Source organism: Rhizobium sp. CBN3 (genome assembly GCF_030518245.1).
In the GTDB taxonomy this organism is placed as follows: Bacteria; Pseudomonadota; Alphaproteobacteria; order Rhizobiales; family Rhizobiaceae; genus Rhizobium; species Rhizobium aethiopicum_A.
The window spans coordinates 1-17320 of the sequence record NZ_JAULSE010000025.1 but is presented as its reverse complement, the minus strand read 5'-3'; the positions used below and the strand labels follow the sequence as shown (position 1 = coordinate 17320).

Below are 17320 nucleotides of genomic sequence, written 5' to 3'. Positions count from 1 at the left end.
CTGGCTCCTAATTGAAAACGACGACCGGCTTGATCACTCGCCCGGCTTCGGCGTCCGCGATCGCTTCGTTGATCTTCTCGAAGGGATACTTGGTGATCAATTTTTGGAAGGGGAAAAGCCCAGCCTGATTAAGATCCATCATCTGCGGAATGAACAGCTGTGGAATCTGATCACCAAGGATCGCACCCTGGATCTTGCGATTGAACACCATTAGATCGAGGGGGATGGGAATGTCGTTCCCGAGCGCGTCGAGGCCGAGCAAGACAACGTGCCCGCCGGCACGGGTGCACTTGATCGAGTTCAGAATAACCGGAATGATGCCAACTGCGTCGATCGCGAAGTCGGCACCGCCGCCCGTCAGCGCATGGATCTGGTTGACTACGTCGGGATCTTTGCCGTTGATCGCATGTGTGGCACCAAGCCCCATGGCCATGTCTAGCCTCTGCTGATTCAGATCTATGATGATAATCTTGCTGCACCGACGAACTTTGGCGGCCATCACGGCGGCCATGCCGACAGCACCTGCGCCGAAAACGGCTATCGTCGACCCTATTTCCGGCTTCATCGCGTTTATCACTGTTCCTGCACCCGTTGCCATGCCGCACCCGAGTGGCGCAGCGTCGGTAAGGTCGAGGTCTGTTTTCGGCAAAAGCGCTGCATTGTTTTCAGTCGCAAGGATATGCGTCGCAAAGGACGACTGGCCCACGAAATTGCTGCCAATGCCAACTTCATCGCAGAGCAATGCCTTCTTACCATTCGGACGAAGCCCCGTAAGATTGTACTGGGTATAGTTTTGGCAGTTCATTGGGTGAGAACGGCGGCAGTCGGCGCAGAATCCGCATGAGCTCTGGCTCAGTGCGACGTGATCACCCACTTTGAGGCTCTGAACTTCTGGTCCGACCGCCTCGACGACGCCGACGCCTTCGTGCCCCGGGATCACCGGTGCCGGCGGGCCAAAAATACCGTCGCGAAGCAGCAAGTCCGTGTGGCAGATCCCGCTCGCAACCGTGCGAACCAGGATCTCGTTGCCTTCGGGGTCAGCCAGTTCGAGTTCACGGAATTCCAGCGGGCTCTTTGGCTTCACGGCGACAGCCGCAGTGATTTTCACCATTATATTCTCCTGCGTTCTCCCGCAATTGCTACGGGAATGACTTGATCGGCCCGACGGACTAGACGCGACCCGCGCGCGCACCGTAGATGATTGCGGCAAATGCAATGATCACGCCCTGGACGATAAGCTTGCCCGGCTCCTGGATGCCGAAGACGGTCAGCATCGCGAACAGGAAGCTGAAGGCAACGACGGCAACGAACGGCCCGGCGACGCCGCCCCGGTCGACGCCGAACGTCACACCGCCGAGGATCGTGGCGGCGAGAGCATTCATGAAGGTGTCGAAGCCTGGCTTGATGGTGCCGACCGCCAACGCGGATACCTGGACCAGGGCCGCGATGCCTGTCAGGGCGCCCGCGAGCGTGTGCGAGACAAAAATCGTACGTGCCAACGGAATTCCTGTAGTTTCCGCCGCCCTCGGATTGTCGCCGACGGCCCTGAAGTAACGCCCGACGATGAGAAAGCGAAATGCGATAGAAATCAGGGCGGCGATGACGATCCACAGGACCACGGAATAGGAAAGGCCGTGGATATTGCCGCTCGTAAGTATTCGAAGCCAGCTTGGCGTTGAACCGGGCGCGCGGCCGGCGCTCATGTATTGGACGATCCCAATCAGAATGGCCGAAACACTTAGTGTGGAGATAACGGCAGAAGCGCGCACGTATGCTACGAGTATTCCGTTTACACCCCCCACAGCTAGCCCAATCACAACAGGCATGAGGACGGTCATTAGCGGTGGATAGTTGTTGAGCTGGCCCGAGCTGGCCAGATAAATCGCGAACGCGAAAATACCGCTGACAGAGAGATCGATGGATCGCACCCGCATGACAAGCGACTGGGCGAGCACCGCGATCCCGAGCGGCGCTGACTGCTTGAGGATTACAAACCAGTAGTTGGGATTTATGAGCGTGGCGCTCACTGCTGGAGCAACCGCAACCAGGATTGCGAGCACATAGTATGCGGGCGGTAGCCCGAGTATCCACGAAATGGCGCTCTTACCCCTCAATGAGCGAGATGGTGCTTCAGTTTTCGAGTCTGATGTGGTCATCGAGAAGTCCATTTCTTTCAAAGTCCGATTGTTTTGCGTCGCTGCGAAACGACGAGTACGAGAAGCAACACACCCTTGACGACCGACTGAAGAAATGCAGAGACGTTGGCCAGATTCATCACATTATTCACTGTCCCGAGGATCGCCGCGCCAACGACGGTTCCCACAATGCTTCCGATGCCCCCGGCGAGGTGGACCCCACCCAATGCTGCAGCCGTTACAGACTCAATCCCGAATGAAGCGCCGCCCTTAGGATCACCCGATGCAAGGCGACCTGCAAGAAACATCCCCGCAGCGCATGCGAATAGAGCAGAAAGAACATACGCTTTGATGATGGTGCGCTCGACGGGAACACCGTTCATCCGTGCGTTGAAGTCATTGCCGCCGGAAGCGAAGAGGTAGAGGCCGAAGGGACGACGATAGAGAATCCAGGATGCGAAGAGCGATGCCGTGATCAACCAAAACAATGAGTTAGGTACGGGGCCGATGGATCCGGCTACCGAGCCGGAAAGCCACTCCGGCACGCGCCCGCCTGGGATTGGCAAAATGATCAACGCGATACCTTGGCCGATGCCCATTGTTGTCAGCGTCATGATGATTGGATGTACATTGAGGCGCGCGACACCGTAACCGTTCGCTACTCCGAACCCCATCGCCACCGCGATGCAGATAAGCACGCGGGTTATCTCAGGAAGATCAAGCGTCATGATCGTCGTCGTTAGACTGATGACGGACCCAACCGACACGTCGAGGCCGCCAGTGAGAATGACGAACGTCTGACCGAGAGCCGAGATGACGAGCACCGTCGATTGCGCCAGGAGATTAGACAAATTCTCCGGATCCATGAAGTCCGGCAATAATATTACCGAGGCGACAACCATCACCAGGAGCGTTCCAATGGAAAGCCCGATCGCTCCCGCGCGATAAGGGAGCTTCAGGCGACTGGCAAATGAATTCATAAGTTATCCTCCTCAATGCACCGCAGCACGGGGATCCGGTGACGCACTCGCCCCCAGCGCAGTCTCGAGGATTCTTTCCTCGGTCGCCCCCTCTGCGGACATCTGCCCGACGATCTTCCTGTCATGAACGACCAAAATGCTGTCGCAGAGCCCTATAAGCTCAGCGTGCTCGCGCGACGAAACCACGACCGCACCGCCACGATCACTGAAGTCCCGCAGCAATCTGTAAATCTCTGCCTTTGCACCGACGTCGACGCCGCGCGTGGGCTCCTCAATAACGAGGATGTCCACTCCGGAGAGCAACCAGCGGCCCAGCAGCACCTTCTGCTGATTCCCGCCCGAGAGTTTACCTACGGGCGCATTGGGATCGGCGGCCGCAACTCGTAACGACTTGATCACCTCGCGGACCCTCGACACCGATCGCCACGCAACGCTTGCCATATTCCGATTGAGCTGTTTTCCCAGCGCGATGTTGTCGTAGATAGGCAGGCGCAGGAACAGCCCTTCCTGCTTCCTGTCCTCAGGGATAAAACCGATTCCTGATGCGACCGCGCGAGCGAACCCTGACCCTACATTCACCACGTGCATGCTGTTGTCGGGGCCGGCACGCCACACGGCGATGGCCTTTGGCGATTCAACGCCCACAATGGCACGCATTATCTCTCGCTGGCCCTGTCCTTCGAGCCCTGCCAGCCCGATGATTTCACCTTTTCTGACAACGAAAGTGACTGTCGAGCTGCTGTCGTCGAGGCGCAAGTCCGAAACCTCCAGCATTGCCGCTCCGGTGGCCTGCGAGCGCGGCGGAAAGAAGTTCTGAAGTTCGCGACCAACCATTGTCGCTACCAGCGTTTGCAAGTTGAAGTCCTGCGCTCTTGCAGTCCTTACCCAAGCGCCATCTTTCATGACGGTGATGGTGTCGCATAGTTCGAAGACTTCATTCATGCGATGAGAGATGTAGACGACAGCCTTATGTTGAGCCTTAAGGTCGCGGATAACCTTGAAAAGATGCGCGACATCGGTCGAGTTCAACGCCGCCGTTGGCTCGTCGAAGATGAATACGTCCGCGTTCGACGTAAGTCCCTTCGCGATCTCTACTGCCTGCTGCTGCGCGACAGTCAGTGTCTCGACGATCGCGGTTGCGTCGAGCTGTGGAAATACGTCAGCCAGCAAAGCGCGAGCGCGTTTCACTACCTCGACGCTATCGATCGAACCGTCAATGCGACGAGGTTCGTGGCCCAGGAACATGTTCTCAGCAACGGTGAGATTGGGGATCAGGGTAAACTCCTGAAACACCGTCGACACTCCCGCCAACCGTGCCTCCTTAGGGGAACGGAAATTGACTTCCTCCCCGCGGAGCCGAACACTTCCTGCGCCCGGCTGATATACCCCCGCCAGAATACGCATCAGGGTGGACTTCCCCGCGCCGTTTTCCCCCATCAGAGCGTGCACGGAGCCACGTTCCAGGGAAAAGCGAACGTCCGAAAGGACTTTCGTGAAACCAAACGATTTGTTGATGCCGACCATCTCGACAAGCGTGCTCATGGGAATTTCCATCTTCGACAGGGATACGGGCACGAGTGATCGTGCCCGTAGTTCATCAAGCCTTGAAATAATCAAGGAGCTTTTCGTTCGGCATTTCGGTCGGCGCCCAGTACGCATCAGTGAGATCTGCGCGATAGAACTGGGAGAGCGTCTCGTCGGTGATCGGCTTGGGGCGGTTCGTCCAGTTACGCTGAATCGGCTTCCCATCCAGCAAGGCGAAGGCGGCCCGTAGCGCGGCAGTAGACAGAGCGGGTGGGCAAATCGGACCGATCGAGGAAAGTTTTTCGTCATTCCAACGACGCATCCAGCCGTTAAGTGCTTCGCCCGTGATTGGCGGGATCGTTGAGGCGCCAGCCTCCTGCAAGGCATCCAAAACGCCAAGAGACATGTTGGCTCCATCGGTCCAGATGCCCGCGACATCTGGGTCGGAGAGATACAAGCTTTCGGCGATCTTCTTTGAGTCCTCATAAGACCAGCTTCCGTGCTGGGTCGACGTGATCTGAAGTCCAGACTTGCTGAAGACTTCCATGGCGCCTGCATAACGATCTGCATCGATGGGATGCCCGGCGACGCCACGCAGAACCCATACCTTGCCCTTGTTGCCAAGCTTGTCGACGAGGAACTGAGCCATCACGCGCCCGAAATAGAAGTCGTCGCCCTGGACCTGAACCGTAAACTCCTCGGTGTCGACGCGTCCGAGATAGACTACGGTTGGAATGCCAGCAGCCTTTGCCTTCTTGATGCCCTCGACGGCGGAACCGGTGGTTAGCGGTGCGATGATGATCGCATCGACCTTCTGGGCGATCAGATCCTCGATATCGGCAACTTGTTTGGAGGCATTGAGATCAGCGCTCCGGAACTGGTAATCAGCGATCCGATCCTTGTTCTTTTTTATTTCATATTCGGCTTCAAACGCCGTCTGGTAGGTATGCGTTGAACCAGCGAGGCCGTAGTGGCTGTGTCCGATCTTCCACGGGCCTGACTTCTTGAACTTACCCGCGTCGACAATTGGGTTGGCGCCTTCGGAGGGCCAAGTGTCAGGTAGGAGACTGATCGCGTCGTCGGCGCGAAGAATCCCCGGCATTCCGAACGTGCCGGCTACAGCAATTGCCCCGCTCGCTTGTAGAAATGTACGTCTCTTCATGAAAATTCCTCCTCCGGCCGCTCTGGGCGGCATTGTCTGTTAAGGCGAGAGCCTTGCCTTCCCAAGCCGTGCCGGACTCTCCTCAATACGGCGGAGTGCATTGGTATGAGCTATCAGACAATCTGTCAATAAATATAAACTTCGACGTTTGTTTTTTCGACATCGTTTTGTTTTCACTTGCACATAGTCGCACTTGACGGATTGTCCGATAGTGCGACAATATTCGTGTTCGCTAAATCGATGGGAGGGTTATGAATGTCCACTCTGGTGATTGTCCGGCATGGCCAAAGCGAAGGGAACGCGCGCGGGGAGTTCACGGGTACGAGCGACGTGCCGCTCACACAGGAGGGCTGGTCTGAGAGCAGGCGAGCCGGCTCACTGCTCGCGAACCTCGGCATCTCGTTCGATATTGCGTTTAGCTCTGCCCTCTTGCGCACAGTCGACACTTGCAGAGCGATTTTGAACGAAACCAACGGCGATCTGCTGGAGCCAATCAGGAGAACCGAGTTGAACGAACGCGACTACGGACAGCTCACCGGCATCAACAAGAACGTGGCACGTGAGCGGTGGGGCCAGGATGTTGTCCAGGTTTGGCGCCGCTCGTACAGCACTCCACCACCTGGGGGAGAAAGCATACGGGACATAAGCGCGAGGGTTCTGCCCTTTTTGATAAGCGAAGCGTTCCCCCCCTTGTTGAGAGGGAAATCGGTTCTTGTGGTGGCCCACGGGAATACGATCAGGTCACTAAAGCAGGGCATCGAACGCCTCACGATCCAGGATACGCTCGCTATTGAGTCACCGACCGCCGCGCCAACTGTATACCGGATTGCGTCGGACCTCTCGATCATCGAGAAGACTAACGTCCTGGTTGGTACTGTCTGTTAAGCCTGGCTGGCAGTAGCATCGTTTGTAGTCGGTTGAACTTGGCAATACCGGTGTCTCGAAGCTGTCGATAGCCTTCAGAACCGGCTCGACGTCGGCAAGCGACGCCATCCGGCTCGCCTCACACGTTGCTACTAAATTTTCGTCTGCCGATCTTTCAGCCCAAAGCGGGACAAGACGCATGCTCCCTTTCGAACATGCATCGGAACCCTTTGATCACTTCAAATCAGCGTTCACTCGTGACTTTGCAAAAATGCAGCCCTGCTCCGGTTGAACTGATCTAATTTAATAGAGTAATTATTGACTGATTGTCTGACGATGAGTACGTTCGCGCGAATTGCGTTGTGAGCCTTGGAGGAACAGTTACATGAAGCAGGCATATGCGGCGGTCTCGCGCGAAAAGGCGAAGCCCTTGATCTTGGAGTGCATAGGGATTGAGGAACCTCGTGCAGACGAGATTTTGGTCCGCATCGTCGCATCGGGGGTATGTCATACCGACCTGGTGGTCAGGGACCAGGGATATGACGTACCTCAACCTGTTGTGTTGGGACACGAAGGCTCTGGCGTCGTCGAGGCCGTCGGGAGCGCAGTTAAAGATCTTGTGCCCGGTGATCACGTTGCTTTGAGCTACGCCTATTGCGGCAAGTGCGAAAAGTGCCTTTCCGGTACACCTTTCTACTGCGAGGACTTCTTCGGTCGCAATTTCCGCGGCACTCGTCCGGATGGCACCTGCCCGATCCATGATTCTCACGGGAAACAGATTAGTGGCTGCTTCTTCGAGCAGTCGTCATTTGCAACCTACGCCATCGCCAGCGAACGAAACGCCGTGAAGGTTGCAAAGGATGTTCCACTCGAGTTGATCGGACCGCTCGGGTGCGGGCTTCAGACCGGTGCTGGCGCGGTACTGAATTGCCTCAAGCCGAAGCCCGGCTCGTCAATAGCAGTGTTCGGTGCTGGTGCGGTTGGCATGGCGGCTACGATGGCCGCGAAAATCGCCGGATGCGCGACCATCATCGTGATCGACTTGAACGATGAACGGCTGGAACTTTCGCGCGAACTCGGGGCGACGCACACGATAAATGCCCGCAAATTGGACAGCGTTGCCGCGATCAGGAAGATCGTCCCCGCAGGCGTTGATTTCAGCTTGGAATGCACGAGTTCGCCGCGAGTTTTCCGTCAGGCAGTCGACTGCCTTGGTACGCCGGGAACATGCGGTCTCGTTGGCTCGTCCGCTCTCGGCACTGAAGGCACGATCGATATCGGGAACTTCCTTTTCGGCCGCACATTGATCGGCGTTGTCGAAGGACAAAGCGTTCCGTCCGAGTTCGTCCCGCAGTTGATCGAGTATTGGCAGCAGGGACTTTTCCCGTTCGACAAACTGGTTCAGTTCTATGACCTCGACCAGATCAACGAGGCGATGGCTGATTCCGAGAGCGGCAAAGTCATTAAGCCGATCCTTCGCATGAAGCATTAGTTTTGCGAGACTTTTCGAAAGACAAGACGGACCGCGATTAAATGCGATCCGTCGGAACAGCCGTGCTCAAGACGAGATATGGTCGAACGCTGCTTTCGATGCAATCGCGGGCCACATCACTCCGATAGGCCTGCACGAATGATGTGCTGGCAGGGCCCACGCAAAAGCTCTAGGACTCTGCCGGTCAAAGGCGGCCCCCTACAATCACCGGCAGGTAAGTGGCGAGGGCGGCTCCGTTAACCCAGGGGTCCAGAGAACACCTGCGCGCCAAACACTGAAAAGACGTTGCTCCGGCCGACGTGTTCAGCTGACGTGTCCTGGTCCAACAGGTGGCCAAACCGATCGCGCTTTGTCTTAAAATAAGTGATGTTGGACGCGCTAGATGCGGCGATCAGACTCTGGCGAGACGACACGATGACGCCTGACGTTCGCAGCGCCTCTATTTTTGTAGGATTGTTGGTCAGAAGCCGAACGCTGCCGATACCGAGGTCGCGGATGATATCCGCCGCTGCGTTATATTCGCGGGAATCAGATGCGAAGCCGAGTTCCCGATTTGCCTCAAGAGTATCACGACCATGATCCTGCAGGCTGTAAGCCGCAATTTTGTTTCCTAAGCCAATGCCACGCCCCTCTTGCCCACGCATGTAGATCACGCAACCAGCGCCCGCTAACTGGACCGCCCGAAGAGCCATTTCGAGCTGTTGACCGCAGTCGCATCGCATGGACCGGAACGCCTCACCTGTCAGACATTCAGAATGCACCCGTACCAGAACGTCTTCCTTCTCGCACAACTCGCCAAGTGTCAAAGCTAAGTGTTCCGTTCCCGTCAAACTATCGCGATAAGCAATTGCCTTGAAATCCCCAAACCGCGTTGGCATAAAGGACTGCGCGTAACGCTTTACCCTCGTATCACGACTCCTGCAGTACTCAATCAAAGCGTCGATCGTTACTATGTGCAGGCCATGTTCGATTGCGAACTTCTCGAGATCTGGCAGTCGAGACATGGTTCCGTCGTCATTGGCGATCTCGCAGATTACGCCAGCCGGCGCCAGGCCGGCAAGTCGTGCAAGATCCACGGCAGCTTCGGTGTGGCCAGGACGGCCCAGGACACCGAGACGATTTGCACGCAAAGGAAAAATGTGACCCGGTCGCGATAGGTCTTCCGGCCGCGTCTGCGGATCGATGAGCGACTTGACGGTTGCTGCTCGATCTTCGGCTGAAATCCCTGTCGTTGTGCCGTGTTTGCAATCGACGGAAACGGTAAATGCCGTCTGCAGTGAGTCCGAATTACGTGTGACCATCAGGGGGATCTCGAGTTTGTCGAGACGTTCGGCTGGAAGTGGCACGCAGATAAGGCCTCTCGCATATTTCATCATGAAAGCGATGTGCTCAGCTGTTATTTTTTCGGCAGCAACGACTAGGTCGCCTTCATTCTCCCGGTTTTCGTCGTCGACCACGATAACCATCTCGCCCGCTTCGATCGCCTCGATCGCCTCATCTATGCTCGAAAAAGACATGGAATCCTCCTCCTTATTATGGGCTGACGGCGCGACGCGCGGCATCGAGCTCTCTGTCGACAAGCGCGCGCAGGTTCTCAGAAAGAGCATCGTTCTGAAAATCTTCATCGAGAGCGAAAATGAAACGGCTATGTATTTGCGCTTCGAAAAAGTCGAATAAGGCTTCCATCGAGGCTTCGACGAGCGGCTTGTGACTCGATGCTTTACCGGTTGCAAAAGGGATCACATAGCGGCCCTTAAGCGCTTTCATGTCGACAAGGTCGAATAAATGCTTCAGCAACCCAGTGTAAGATGCTTTGTAGACCGGACTACCAACAACTAGCACGTCACTAGCCAAAATATCGTTGAGTGCCGCTTTAACAATCTCAGCGGCGCTGGAGGGCAACACTGTTGCCCCAAGGTGCGGATGAAGGTCGACAAGGTCCCAGCAGCTTGCTTCGTTGCCGGACGCGCGCACCCGATCCACCATGAAGTCTGCTACGGCCCGGGTTTTCGAGGGGCGCGATAAATTCCCCGTTATTACAACAACTTTCATGTCACAGGACTCCCAACATTCTCGCATAAGACAATCTTACAATTTTCACTCACACCGCAATGGAGGTCGTTGAGGACCCGTGGGGGCAAAAATAGTCCTGCGGTGTCCTGAGCCCTCACAACCCGTAATTTCCCAACCTCGAAGGCTGGATTGCTTCGCAGAAGTCTTCTGTCTCGTACGACTTTATTCTCTCAATGGGTGGGCTCGCCGTGCAAGCGCACCTACTGTCTGCAATCCCTGCCGCTTTTACCGACCCAGCACGTTTGCGTTAGAACCTCCTGGACACGGAATGAGGCGTTGCCGCTTGATATACGGTCGCCGTGGCTCCACCTCAGTTACGACAGGTAGTATCCCGGTCACTTACGGGAACTCTGGTGAGCTTGCCTTCGATGGATCATGGGCGAGCCAAGGTTCCGCATGCGATACCCATACGTTTGACATCGGCACACTTCCAGGATCGGTATCGAACGTGCCGGCTCTAACGACTTTGAGCTCCGGGCTGGCCGGCCGCTCCGCATAAACGTGCGAGCCACATACCGAACAAAACCACCGCAGCTTTCCAGGCGTCGATTCGAAGCTATGAAGCGTATCTTGGCCTGTAAGGATCTTGAAGTGCTCGCTTTTCACCTTCGCAGCGGTATTGTGATCAGCGGCGTGTGACTTCCGGCATGTTTGACAGAAGCAATTCCACATGGGTCCATCAATTTCCTGAACCTGGTACGTTACCGCTTTGCATTGGCATGATCCGAAGATTGGCATCGGGTATCCTTTCACTGATTCATTACGTTGATTTCAAATTTCTCGTCGCCGCTAAGCCAGCGTTTGATGTTGCGCGCAGCCTGGCGGATGCGGTGTTCGTTCTCGACGAGCGCCAGACGGACGTAGTCGTCGCCCATTTCGCCGAAGCCGATACCCGGTGCAACGGCGACGTCGGCCTTCTCGACCAGCAGCTTGGAAAACTCCAGCGAACCGAGATGACGGAACTTTTCCGGGATCTTTGCCCAGGCGAACATGGTGGCAGCCGGCGGCGGCACGTCGAAGCCGGCCTTCCCGAAGCTTTCGACCATGACGTCGCGGCGACGCTTGTAGACGTTGCGAACCTCCGCAATGTCGGAACCGTCGCCGTTCAGCGCATGGGTCGCGGCCACCTGGATCGGCGTGAAGGCGCCGTAGTCGAGATAGGACTTGACGCGGGTGAGCGCCGCGATCAGCCGCTCGTTGCCGACGGCAAAGCCCATGCGCCAGCCGGGCATGGAAAAGGTCTTCGACATCGAGGTGAATTCGACGGTCACATCCATTGCACCCGGCACTTCGAGAACCGATGGCGGCGGAGCGCCGTCGAAGTAGATCTCGGAATAGGCAAGGTCGGAAAGCACGATGATGTCATGCTTCTTGGCGAAGGCGACGACGTCCTTATAGAAATCGAGCGTCGCGACGAGGGCCGTCGGGTTCGACGGATAGTTGAGGATCAGCGCCAACGGCTTCGGGATCGAATGCCGGACCGCCCGCTCCAGCGGCGGGAAAAAGCTCTCATCCGGCTCAACCGACATCGAGCGGATCACGCCGCCCGCCATCAGGAAACCGAAGGCGTGGATCGGATAGGTCGGGTTCGGGCAGAGGATCACGTCGCCGGGCGCGGTGATCGCCTGCGCCATGTTGGCGAAGCCTTCCTTGGAGCCCAAGGTGGCGACCACCTGGGTATCCGGGTTGAGCTTGACACCGAAACGGCGGGCATAATAGGCGGCCTGGGCACGGCGCAGCCCCGGAATGCCCTTGGAGGAGGAATAGCGGTGGGTGCGCGGATCCTGCACGACCTCGCACAGCTTGTCGACGATCGACTGAGGAGTGGGAAGGTCGGGGTTTCCCATGCCGAGATCAATGATATCGGCGCCGCCCGCTCGCGCGCTTGCTTTCAAACGGTTGACCTGTTCGAAAACATAAGGCGGCAAACGTTGAATTCTGTGAAAGTCCAGCACACTATTTCCAATCAAATCGCAGATACCTCCCGCGCCGATTATAGAAACCGACGCGGGAGGCTGGGAGGTCTCCTTCCGGAGAACATTCATTACTTCTTCGGCCGCCAAGCTAACGGATCTTCAGGACGTTCGAAGTAGTTTGCAGCGACGTCTGCAGGCCACCAGCCGTTGTTCTTCGGCTCGATCCAATCCGTGGAATTGGGATCGCAATCTTCCTTCAGCACTTCCTTCACGTCATCAATGGTGTAAGGAAGCGCAGGACGAAGAATCGACTGGATCTTTGGTCCCTGGCCTTCGAGCGTTCGCATCATGACGTCCCACACAAGGCGGGCATCAGACCGCGGCGGCCAGAAATGGAAGCTCTTGCTTATGAAATCAGGGTTCTTACGCCAGTAGCAGGCTGCCGAAGCCTCACCCCCGAGCACGATAGGCATCATGTCGCGGCCGGATTGCTGTACTGCGTTCACGACACCGTTTTCTGAAGCGGACTGAACGAGAATGCCATTAACCTCAGCAAGATTGGTGGCAAGAAACTTCTGAACCTCAACCTGGGCGACCTGGTCGGTCCATTTGCCAGCTATCGTGCCTACAATTTTGATACCGGGGAATTTATCGAACGCGTTCTTCGCGCCGATGTCGAAGCTGTCCGATGATGCGAAACCGGGGATGCCCGATACCATCAGGACGTTGCCTTTTTCACCGATTTCCTTGGCAAGCCATTCAGCAGCCTTGTAGCCACCGTCGGTGTTATTCTCTGTGGCATTGATTGCGTAGGGTGATGTGACATAGCCCGAGACTGAGAAGACTGGCACGCCTTTCGAATGAGCATACTCTATGGTCTTGTTAAGTGCGGTAATGTTCGAGCAGCAAATGACGATCGCATCAACACCGTCGTCAACCATCTGCCGCATCTGCTGGATTTGGACAGCGTCTTTGAGGTCAGACTGCGTGACGATTAGATCGGAGACTAGGCCTGCTTCCTTATATCTCGGAAGCAATACGTTGGTGAATTCGTCCAGGATGTTCGCGCGCCAGGTATTACCGGCATATGTGGATGCATAACCAATTTTCCACGGCGGTGGACGTTTTGGAACAAAATCTTTGTACACCGTCCCCCCGAGCGGAATGGCGGGATCGATATTCTCGTAAAGCGCCTTTTGGTCCGGCGGCAACGAATCGAGGCCGTCAGCCTTCGCCACGCCGTTCATGTGATAAAGGCTCGACAGCGTAAAAAGCGCTGCAACGATTTTCTTCAGCATTCAGGGCCTCCTCCCCTTGTGGTTCCGCTCAACCGCCGGCCCCTTTGGCCGCCAGCCGCGAAAATCCTGCCAGAATCTGGCAGAGTTCGTGTCGGGACGGCAATCGCCGTCCCGAGGACTGGTTCAGTTGCGCAGACCGGCTTGCTTGAGCAGCGGCATGACACGGTCGTTAAAGAAGGGAAGTTCCTCGTTGTAATCGACCATTGTCAGCAAGGCGCCGTTGACGCCTGTATTGCTGAGATCCACGAGCTTGTCGGCGACTTGTTCTGGATTGCCGACGATCGGGTATCCACCCCAGCCAGCGACGAAGCGTTCCTTGAATTTTTGATACATTTCGGCAGAATGGTTTTGAGATTGCACCTGCAGAACTTCACAGATGTTCTCGCATGCCTCCCAGTCACCCTTCTGGTTGACGTAGTAGTCGTAGTATTCCTTTGCTTCCTTCTCCGTTTCGCGAACGATAACGGGGCAAGCTGTGAATGTGCCAAGATCACGGTTATATTCAGTACGCGCCAGGTCCTTCACCTTTTTGACCCAGGCAGCGCCGGATTCCATGTCTTGCATGAAGCCGAAGTTGAAGTCGCAGAACTTGGCGGTGAAATGCAGTCCCTTGCCCGAGGCGCCGGCGCAGATCAGGAGCGGGCGACCCGCCTTGTTGTAGGGTTTGGGTTCACTGAAGGCGTCTTTGACTTTGAGGAACTCGCCTTCGAAGGTAACGCCATTGCGTTTCCAGAGCGTCTCGACGATATCCATCCATTCAGTGGCGTATTCATAGCGGGTGTCGTGCTCCATCATAGGAACTCCGAACATTTCCATTTCGGGAGTGAACCAGCCGGTAACGAGATTGAGGCCGTATCGACCCTTCGAGATGTGATCGATTGTTGTCGCCATCTTGGTTGCAACAATCGGGTTTAGCGTCGGAATGTGAGTCGTTGAGAAGAACTGGAGCTTCGTGGTGACCGCCGCGAGAGCGGCCGCCCAGGTGAACGTATCCATGTTCACGCCATTGAAGTTTGAAGGACCGCCAAAACCACGCCAGCGTGCAATCGGCACCATGCATTCCCAACCGGCTGCCTCAAGCTTCTTTGCAATCTCGACGTTGTGGTCGAAGGTAGGTTCGAACGTTGTCTCAGCGAGCGTAATCGCGCATGCATTCGAGCAATTCGTGCCAAATACGCCGAGCTTGAGCTTGTTATCATTGAACATTGGGTTTCCGGCAGCGCGGAAATCGTCTTGTGCGGTCACTGTAGTCCCTCCTCGGGCTGGCAACGGATGATGCTCAGCCCACTCAAATGCGTTGAATAACTAGATGCCCATCTCGTCGAAAACTTCCGCTGCCACGCGGAAGCTGTCGATGGCCGCAGGAACACCGCAGTAAATCGAAACCTGGAGGAAAACCTCCCGAATTTCCTCTTTGGTAAGACCGTTGTTGATTGCTCCGCGAACATGCAGTTTCAGCTCATGCGGACGATTGAGGGCCGAAATCATCCCGAGATTGAGGATGCTGCGCTGCTTGCGCTCCAGGCCCGGCCGATTCCAAATCGCGTCCCAGCAGTATTCTGTGACGAGGGTTTGCATCGGCCAATTGAAGTCGGTGGCTTTGCTGACCGACGCATCAACATAGCCCCCCCCCAAGACTTCGCGCCGGGTCTTTAGTCCGCGCTCAAAGCGCTCTGTGACTTCACGTCCATGAATTTCTCTTGCGGGTGCCATATTGCTCACGCTTTTCTCCTTGCCGCCCTTGGGCTTTCGATGAGTGATGTGATTGGTGGTTAAAGCCACCTACTATGCGGCCGATCCACTGATGGACGACGACCTGACGAGTTGACCGTTTTCGTAGAGAAGCGGCGCGATTGACTCGATGAACCGTGCTTCGAGCACTTCTCCGAGCACAACATCATGCGTTCCAACGTGAACGACATCTTTTAGCTTGCAGACAAACGCCGCCTGCGCATCGGACAGGACCGGCATGCCGTCGAGAGACAGCCACTCGCCGTAATGAAAGCGCTCTTCACCCTTCAATTGCCCACTGAACAGCGGCACAAGATCGGCATGTGAAAGATGCAGCATGTTCACGGCGAACTTCCCGGAGATCTTCAAAGGCTGATTCACCGAAGCCGATTGGTTGATGCAGACAAGAACAGTTGGTGGGTCCGCGGTAACCGACTGGACCGCGGTGGCGGCCATGCCATGACGGACCCCGTTGAGTTCGGTCGTGATCAAGCAGATGGTTGATGTGAACCGACGCATAGCTGCCTTAAAAGTCAACTGCGCCTCAGTGCTGGTATCGGCCATATTGTCCTCCCACGGCCAAATTCGATCGAGCCTAGATAAACAGATCAGCAGACAATCTGTCAACTGGATTTTCACAATTGACAGATTGTCTGCTAAAATGTCTTCTAAGGCACCCAAAAATGAGGAGATGGTCGATGGATTTGAATCAAAGAGTTTGTATCGTCACAGGGGGCGGCAGCGGCATTGGTCGTGCGACAGCCGAGCTTTTCGCAAAGAACGGCGCCTATGTGGTTGTTGCTGATGTCAATGAAGACGCCGCGGTTCGTGTGGCGAACGAGATCGGCTCGAAGGCTTTCGGTGTTCGCGTCGACGTCTCGTCCGCCAAGGACGCGGAAAGCATGGTTGAGAAGACGACCGCAAAGTGGGGCCGGGTCGACGTGCTCGTCAATAATGCCGGGTTCGGAACGACGGGGAATGTGGTGACCATTCCTGAAGAAACTTGGGACCGGATTATGTCCGTAAACGTCAAAGGGATCTTCCTTTGCTCAAAGTACGTCATTCCTGTTATGCGACGGAACGGCGGAGGTTCGATCATCAATACGACTTCCTACACCGCAACCTCAGCAATCGCGGACAGGACTGCCTACGTAGCATCGAAAGGAGCAATATCTTCGCTGACGCGCGCGATGGCCATGGATCATGCGAAAGAGGGAATTCGTGTCAACGCGGTCGCTCCAGGGACAATCGACTCTCCTTACTTCACGAAAATCTTCGCCGAAGCGAAGGACCCCGCGAAGCTTCGCAGCGATTTCAACGCCCGTGCCGTCATGGATCGGATGGGGACAGCTGAAGAGATTGCTGAAGCAATGCTTTTTCTTGCGTCCGATCGTTCGAGGTTCGCGACCGGTAGCATTCTGACGGTCGATGGCGGCTCCTCGATCGGAAACCACCTGGTCAAGTGAAGGAAAGGGCGGCACTCGTCATGCCCTTACATTTGAGGCAGGAACACCGGGTATAAGGCTCCAGCCTCGTTGATCATTGACGTGTTCCTAACCCGTCAATGACAGCACAGAGCTGTTGGCCTAGGCGCAGCTCTTGTCGGACTTGCGGCACGCTCCAGCAAATATGATAGAGAAGGAGAAGGACTGCCGGCGACAACTAGATCTAACAGCGGAAACTGGATCAAGGACATTTCGCAATTTTTGTCGAATAACCCCACGATGTCGGTCAGATGACGTCATGCGAGTGCCGACCTTCCGGAATAGCCGCATGCTGGTTCCGAATGCCCTCTATCGCAACGCTGTCGGCATAAGTTTAGTCCGGAATACAAGGTGATACGATCGTGTCCCGGGAGGTGGTGTAGGTCGCGGCTGATGGCCGTGCTTTCCCGACATGGGTCGGAAGGGGATATCAGCGTGCCACAGCGGGGCAGGCTGATTTGGGGCTCATCTCATTTGGGCCATGGTCTCAAGCGTCATATACTTGGCGCGTTGAACGGCCCATTCGTCATTCTGTTCGAGCAGCAGTGCGCCGACGAGACGGACGATGGCTTCGTCGTTCGGAAAGATGCCGACGACCTCGGTGCGTCGCTTGATTTCGCCGTTGAGACGCTCAATTGGATTCGTCGAGTGCAGCTTTGCC

The 17320-nt window shown here is 56.0% G+C and carries 17 protein-coding genes; 3 read left to right on the top strand and 14 right to left on the bottom strand.

Annotated features, from left to right (window positions below):
* Nucleotides 1-7: 7 nt before the first annotated feature.
* Genes QWJ46_RS26290 through QWJ46_RS26270 form a run of 5 tightly spaced genes read right to left on the bottom strand, consistent with a single transcriptional unit; the run spans nucleotide 8 to nucleotide 5801 of the window.
* Nucleotides 8-1111, bottom strand: coding sequence for an NAD(P)-dependent alcohol dehydrogenase (locus tag QWJ46_RS26290; protein ID WP_004671507.1), 1104 nt, complete (start codon nucleotides 1109-1111; stop codon nucleotides 8-10).
* Between the two features lie 58 nt (nucleotides 1112-1169).
* Nucleotides 1170-2168 carry an ABC transporter permease gene (locus QWJ46_RS26285; protein ID WP_026188838.1) on the bottom strand — a complete coding sequence of 333 codons (999 nt, stop codon included), beginning with the start codon at nucleotides 2166-2168 and terminating at the stop codon, nucleotides 1170-1172.
* Nucleotides 2169-2173: 5 nt separating this feature from the next.
* Nucleotides 2174-3115, bottom strand: a complete 942-nt coding sequence (locus QWJ46_RS26280; protein ID WP_004671512.1) for an ABC transporter permease — start codon at nucleotides 3113-3115, stop codon at nucleotides 2174-2176.
* 12 nt (nucleotides 3116-3127) lie between these two features.
* Nucleotides 3128-4657: a sugar ABC transporter ATP-binding protein gene (locus tag QWJ46_RS26275; protein WP_004671513.1), complete on the bottom strand. Its 1530-nt coding sequence runs from the start codon at nucleotides 4655-4657 to the stop codon at nucleotides 3128-3130.
* A gap of 55 nt (nucleotides 4658-4712) precedes the next feature.
* On the bottom strand, nucleotides 4713-5801 hold the full coding sequence (locus tag QWJ46_RS26270; protein WP_004671515.1) for a substrate-binding domain-containing protein: 1089 nt from the start codon (nucleotides 5799-5801) through the stop codon (nucleotides 4713-4715).
* A gap of 255 nt (nucleotides 5802-6056) precedes the next feature.
* Here QWJ46_RS26270 and QWJ46_RS26265 point away from each other — a divergent pair, with 255 nt between their 5' ends.
* Complete coding sequence (locus QWJ46_RS26265; protein ID WP_004671516.1) at nucleotides 6057-6686, top strand: 2,3-bisphosphoglycerate-dependent phosphoglycerate mutase; 630 nt, start codon at nucleotides 6057-6059, stop codon at nucleotides 6684-6686.
* Between the two features lie 364 nt (nucleotides 6687-7050).
* Entirely contained in the window at nucleotides 7051-8157 is a 1107-nt protein-coding gene (locus tag QWJ46_RS26260; RefSeq protein WP_004671520.1) for an NAD(P)-dependent alcohol dehydrogenase, read from the top strand.
* Between the two features lie 236 nt (nucleotides 8158-8393).
* Here the strand turns inward: QWJ46_RS26260 and QWJ46_RS26255 are convergent, their stop codons facing one another.
* From QWJ46_RS26255 to QWJ46_RS26220, 8 genes are all read right to left on the bottom strand, one after another.
* Nucleotides 8394-9674: a bifunctional 3,4-dihydroxy-2-butanone-4-phosphate synthase/GTP cyclohydrolase II gene (locus tag QWJ46_RS26255; RefSeq protein ID WP_004671523.1), complete on the bottom strand. Its 1281-nt coding sequence runs from the start codon at nucleotides 9672-9674 to the stop codon at nucleotides 8394-8396.
* Between the two features lie 16 nt (nucleotides 9675-9690).
* Entirely contained in the window at nucleotides 9691-10209 is a 519-nt protein-coding gene (locus QWJ46_RS26250; protein ID WP_004671524.1) for an NAD(P)H-dependent oxidoreductase, read from the bottom strand.
* A 360-nt stretch (nucleotides 10210-10569) separates the two neighbouring features.
* Nucleotides 10570-10902, bottom strand: coding sequence for a GFA family protein (locus QWJ46_RS26245; RefSeq protein WP_225881302.1), 333 nt, complete (start codon nucleotides 10900-10902; stop codon nucleotides 10570-10572).
* Between the two features lie 77 nt (nucleotides 10903-10979).
* Nucleotides 10980-12197, bottom strand: coding sequence for an LL-diaminopimelate aminotransferase (locus tag QWJ46_RS26240; protein ID WP_026188837.1), 1218 nt, complete (start codon nucleotides 12195-12197; stop codon nucleotides 10980-10982).
* Between the two features lie 77 nt (nucleotides 12198-12274).
* Entirely contained in the window at nucleotides 12275-13444 is a 1170-nt protein-coding gene (locus QWJ46_RS26235; RefSeq protein ID WP_004671529.1) for an ABC transporter substrate-binding protein, read from the bottom strand.
* Nucleotides 13445-13567: 123 nt separating this feature from the next.
* Nucleotides 13568-14689 (bottom strand): LLM class flavin-dependent oxidoreductase, encoded by a 1122-nt coding sequence (locus tag QWJ46_RS26230; protein ID WP_011053356.1) that lies wholly within the window; start codon nucleotides 14687-14689, stop codon nucleotides 13568-13570.
* 60 nt (nucleotides 14690-14749) lie between these two features.
* Nucleotides 14750-15157, bottom strand: a complete 408-nt coding sequence (locus QWJ46_RS26225; RefSeq protein WP_004671531.1) for a carboxymuconolactone decarboxylase family protein — start codon at nucleotides 15155-15157, stop codon at nucleotides 14750-14752.
* 72 nt (nucleotides 15158-15229) lie between these two features.
* Nucleotides 15230-15739 (bottom strand): flavin reductase family protein, encoded by a 510-nt coding sequence (locus QWJ46_RS26220; protein ID WP_004671533.1) that lies wholly within the window; start codon nucleotides 15737-15739, stop codon nucleotides 15230-15232.
* Nucleotides 15740-15873: 134 nt separating this feature from the next.
* On the opposite strand from QWJ46_RS26220, the gene QWJ46_RS26215 reads away from it, so the two are divergent.
* Nucleotides 15874-16641, top strand: a complete 768-nt coding sequence (locus QWJ46_RS26215; protein ID WP_004671535.1) for an SDR family oxidoreductase — start codon at nucleotides 15874-15876, stop codon at nucleotides 16639-16641.
* A 483-nt stretch (nucleotides 16642-17124) separates the two neighbouring features.
* Here QWJ46_RS26215 and QWJ46_RS26210 read toward each other — a convergent pair.
* Nucleotides 17125-17320 (bottom strand): transposase (locus QWJ46_RS26210; RefSeq protein WP_275245415.1); only part of this gene is annotated, 196 nt, incomplete at its 5' end.

What these genes read in the sequence shown, in the direction of transcription:
- QWJ46_RS26290 (WP_004671507.1), bottom strand. Translation starts at nt 1,111, where the DNA reads ATGGTGAAAATCACTGCGGCTGTCGCCGTGAAGCCAAAGAGCCCGCTG.
- QWJ46_RS26285 (WP_026188838.1), bottom strand. Translation starts at nt 2,168, where the DNA reads ATGGACTTCTCGATGACCACATCAGACTCGAAAACTGAAGCACCATCT.
- QWJ46_RS26280 (WP_004671512.1), bottom strand. Translation starts at nt 3,115, where the DNA reads ATGAATTCATTTGCCAGTCGCCTGAAGCTCCCTTATCGCGCGGGAGCG.
- QWJ46_RS26275 (WP_004671513.1), bottom strand. Translation starts at nt 4,657, where the DNA reads ATGAGCACGCTTGTCGAGATGGTCGGCATCAACAAATCGTTTGGTTTC.
- QWJ46_RS26270 (WP_004671515.1), bottom strand. Translation starts at nt 5,801, where the DNA reads ATGAAGAGACGTACATTTCTACAAGCGAGCGGGGCAATTGCTGTAGCC.
- QWJ46_RS26265 (WP_004671516.1), top strand. Translation starts at nt 6,057, where the DNA reads ATGTCCACTCTGGTGATTGTCCGGCATGGCCAAAGCGAAGGGAACGCG.
- QWJ46_RS26260 (WP_004671520.1), top strand. Translation starts at nt 7,051, where the DNA reads ATGAAGCAGGCATATGCGGCGGTCTCGCGCGAAAAGGCGAAGCCCTTG.
- QWJ46_RS26255 (WP_004671523.1), bottom strand. Translation starts at nt 9,674, where the DNA reads ATGTCTTTTTCGAGCATAGATGAGGCGATCGAGGCGATCGAAGCGGGC.
- QWJ46_RS26250 (WP_004671524.1), bottom strand. Translation starts at nt 10,209, where the DNA reads ATGAAAGTTGTTGTAATAACGGGGAATTTATCGCGCCCCTCGAAAACC.
- QWJ46_RS26245 (WP_225881302.1), bottom strand. Translation starts at nt 10,902, where the DNA reads ATGTGGAATTGCTTCTGTCAAACATGCCGGAAGTCACACGCCGCTGAT.
- QWJ46_RS26235 (WP_004671529.1), bottom strand. Translation starts at nt 13,444, where the DNA reads ATGCTGAAGAAAATCGTTGCAGCGCTTTTTACGCTGTCGAGCCTTTAT.
- QWJ46_RS26225 (WP_004671531.1), bottom strand. Translation starts at nt 15,157, where the DNA reads ATGGCACCCGCAAGAGAAATTCATGGACGTGAAGTCACAGAGCGCTTT.
- QWJ46_RS26220 (WP_004671533.1), bottom strand. Translation starts at nt 15,739, where the DNA reads ATGGCCGATACCAGCACTGAGGCGCAGTTGACTTTTAAGGCAGCTATG.
- QWJ46_RS26215 (WP_004671535.1), top strand. Translation starts at nt 15,874, where the DNA reads ATGGATTTGAATCAAAGAGTTTGTATCGTCACAGGGGGCGGCAGCGGC.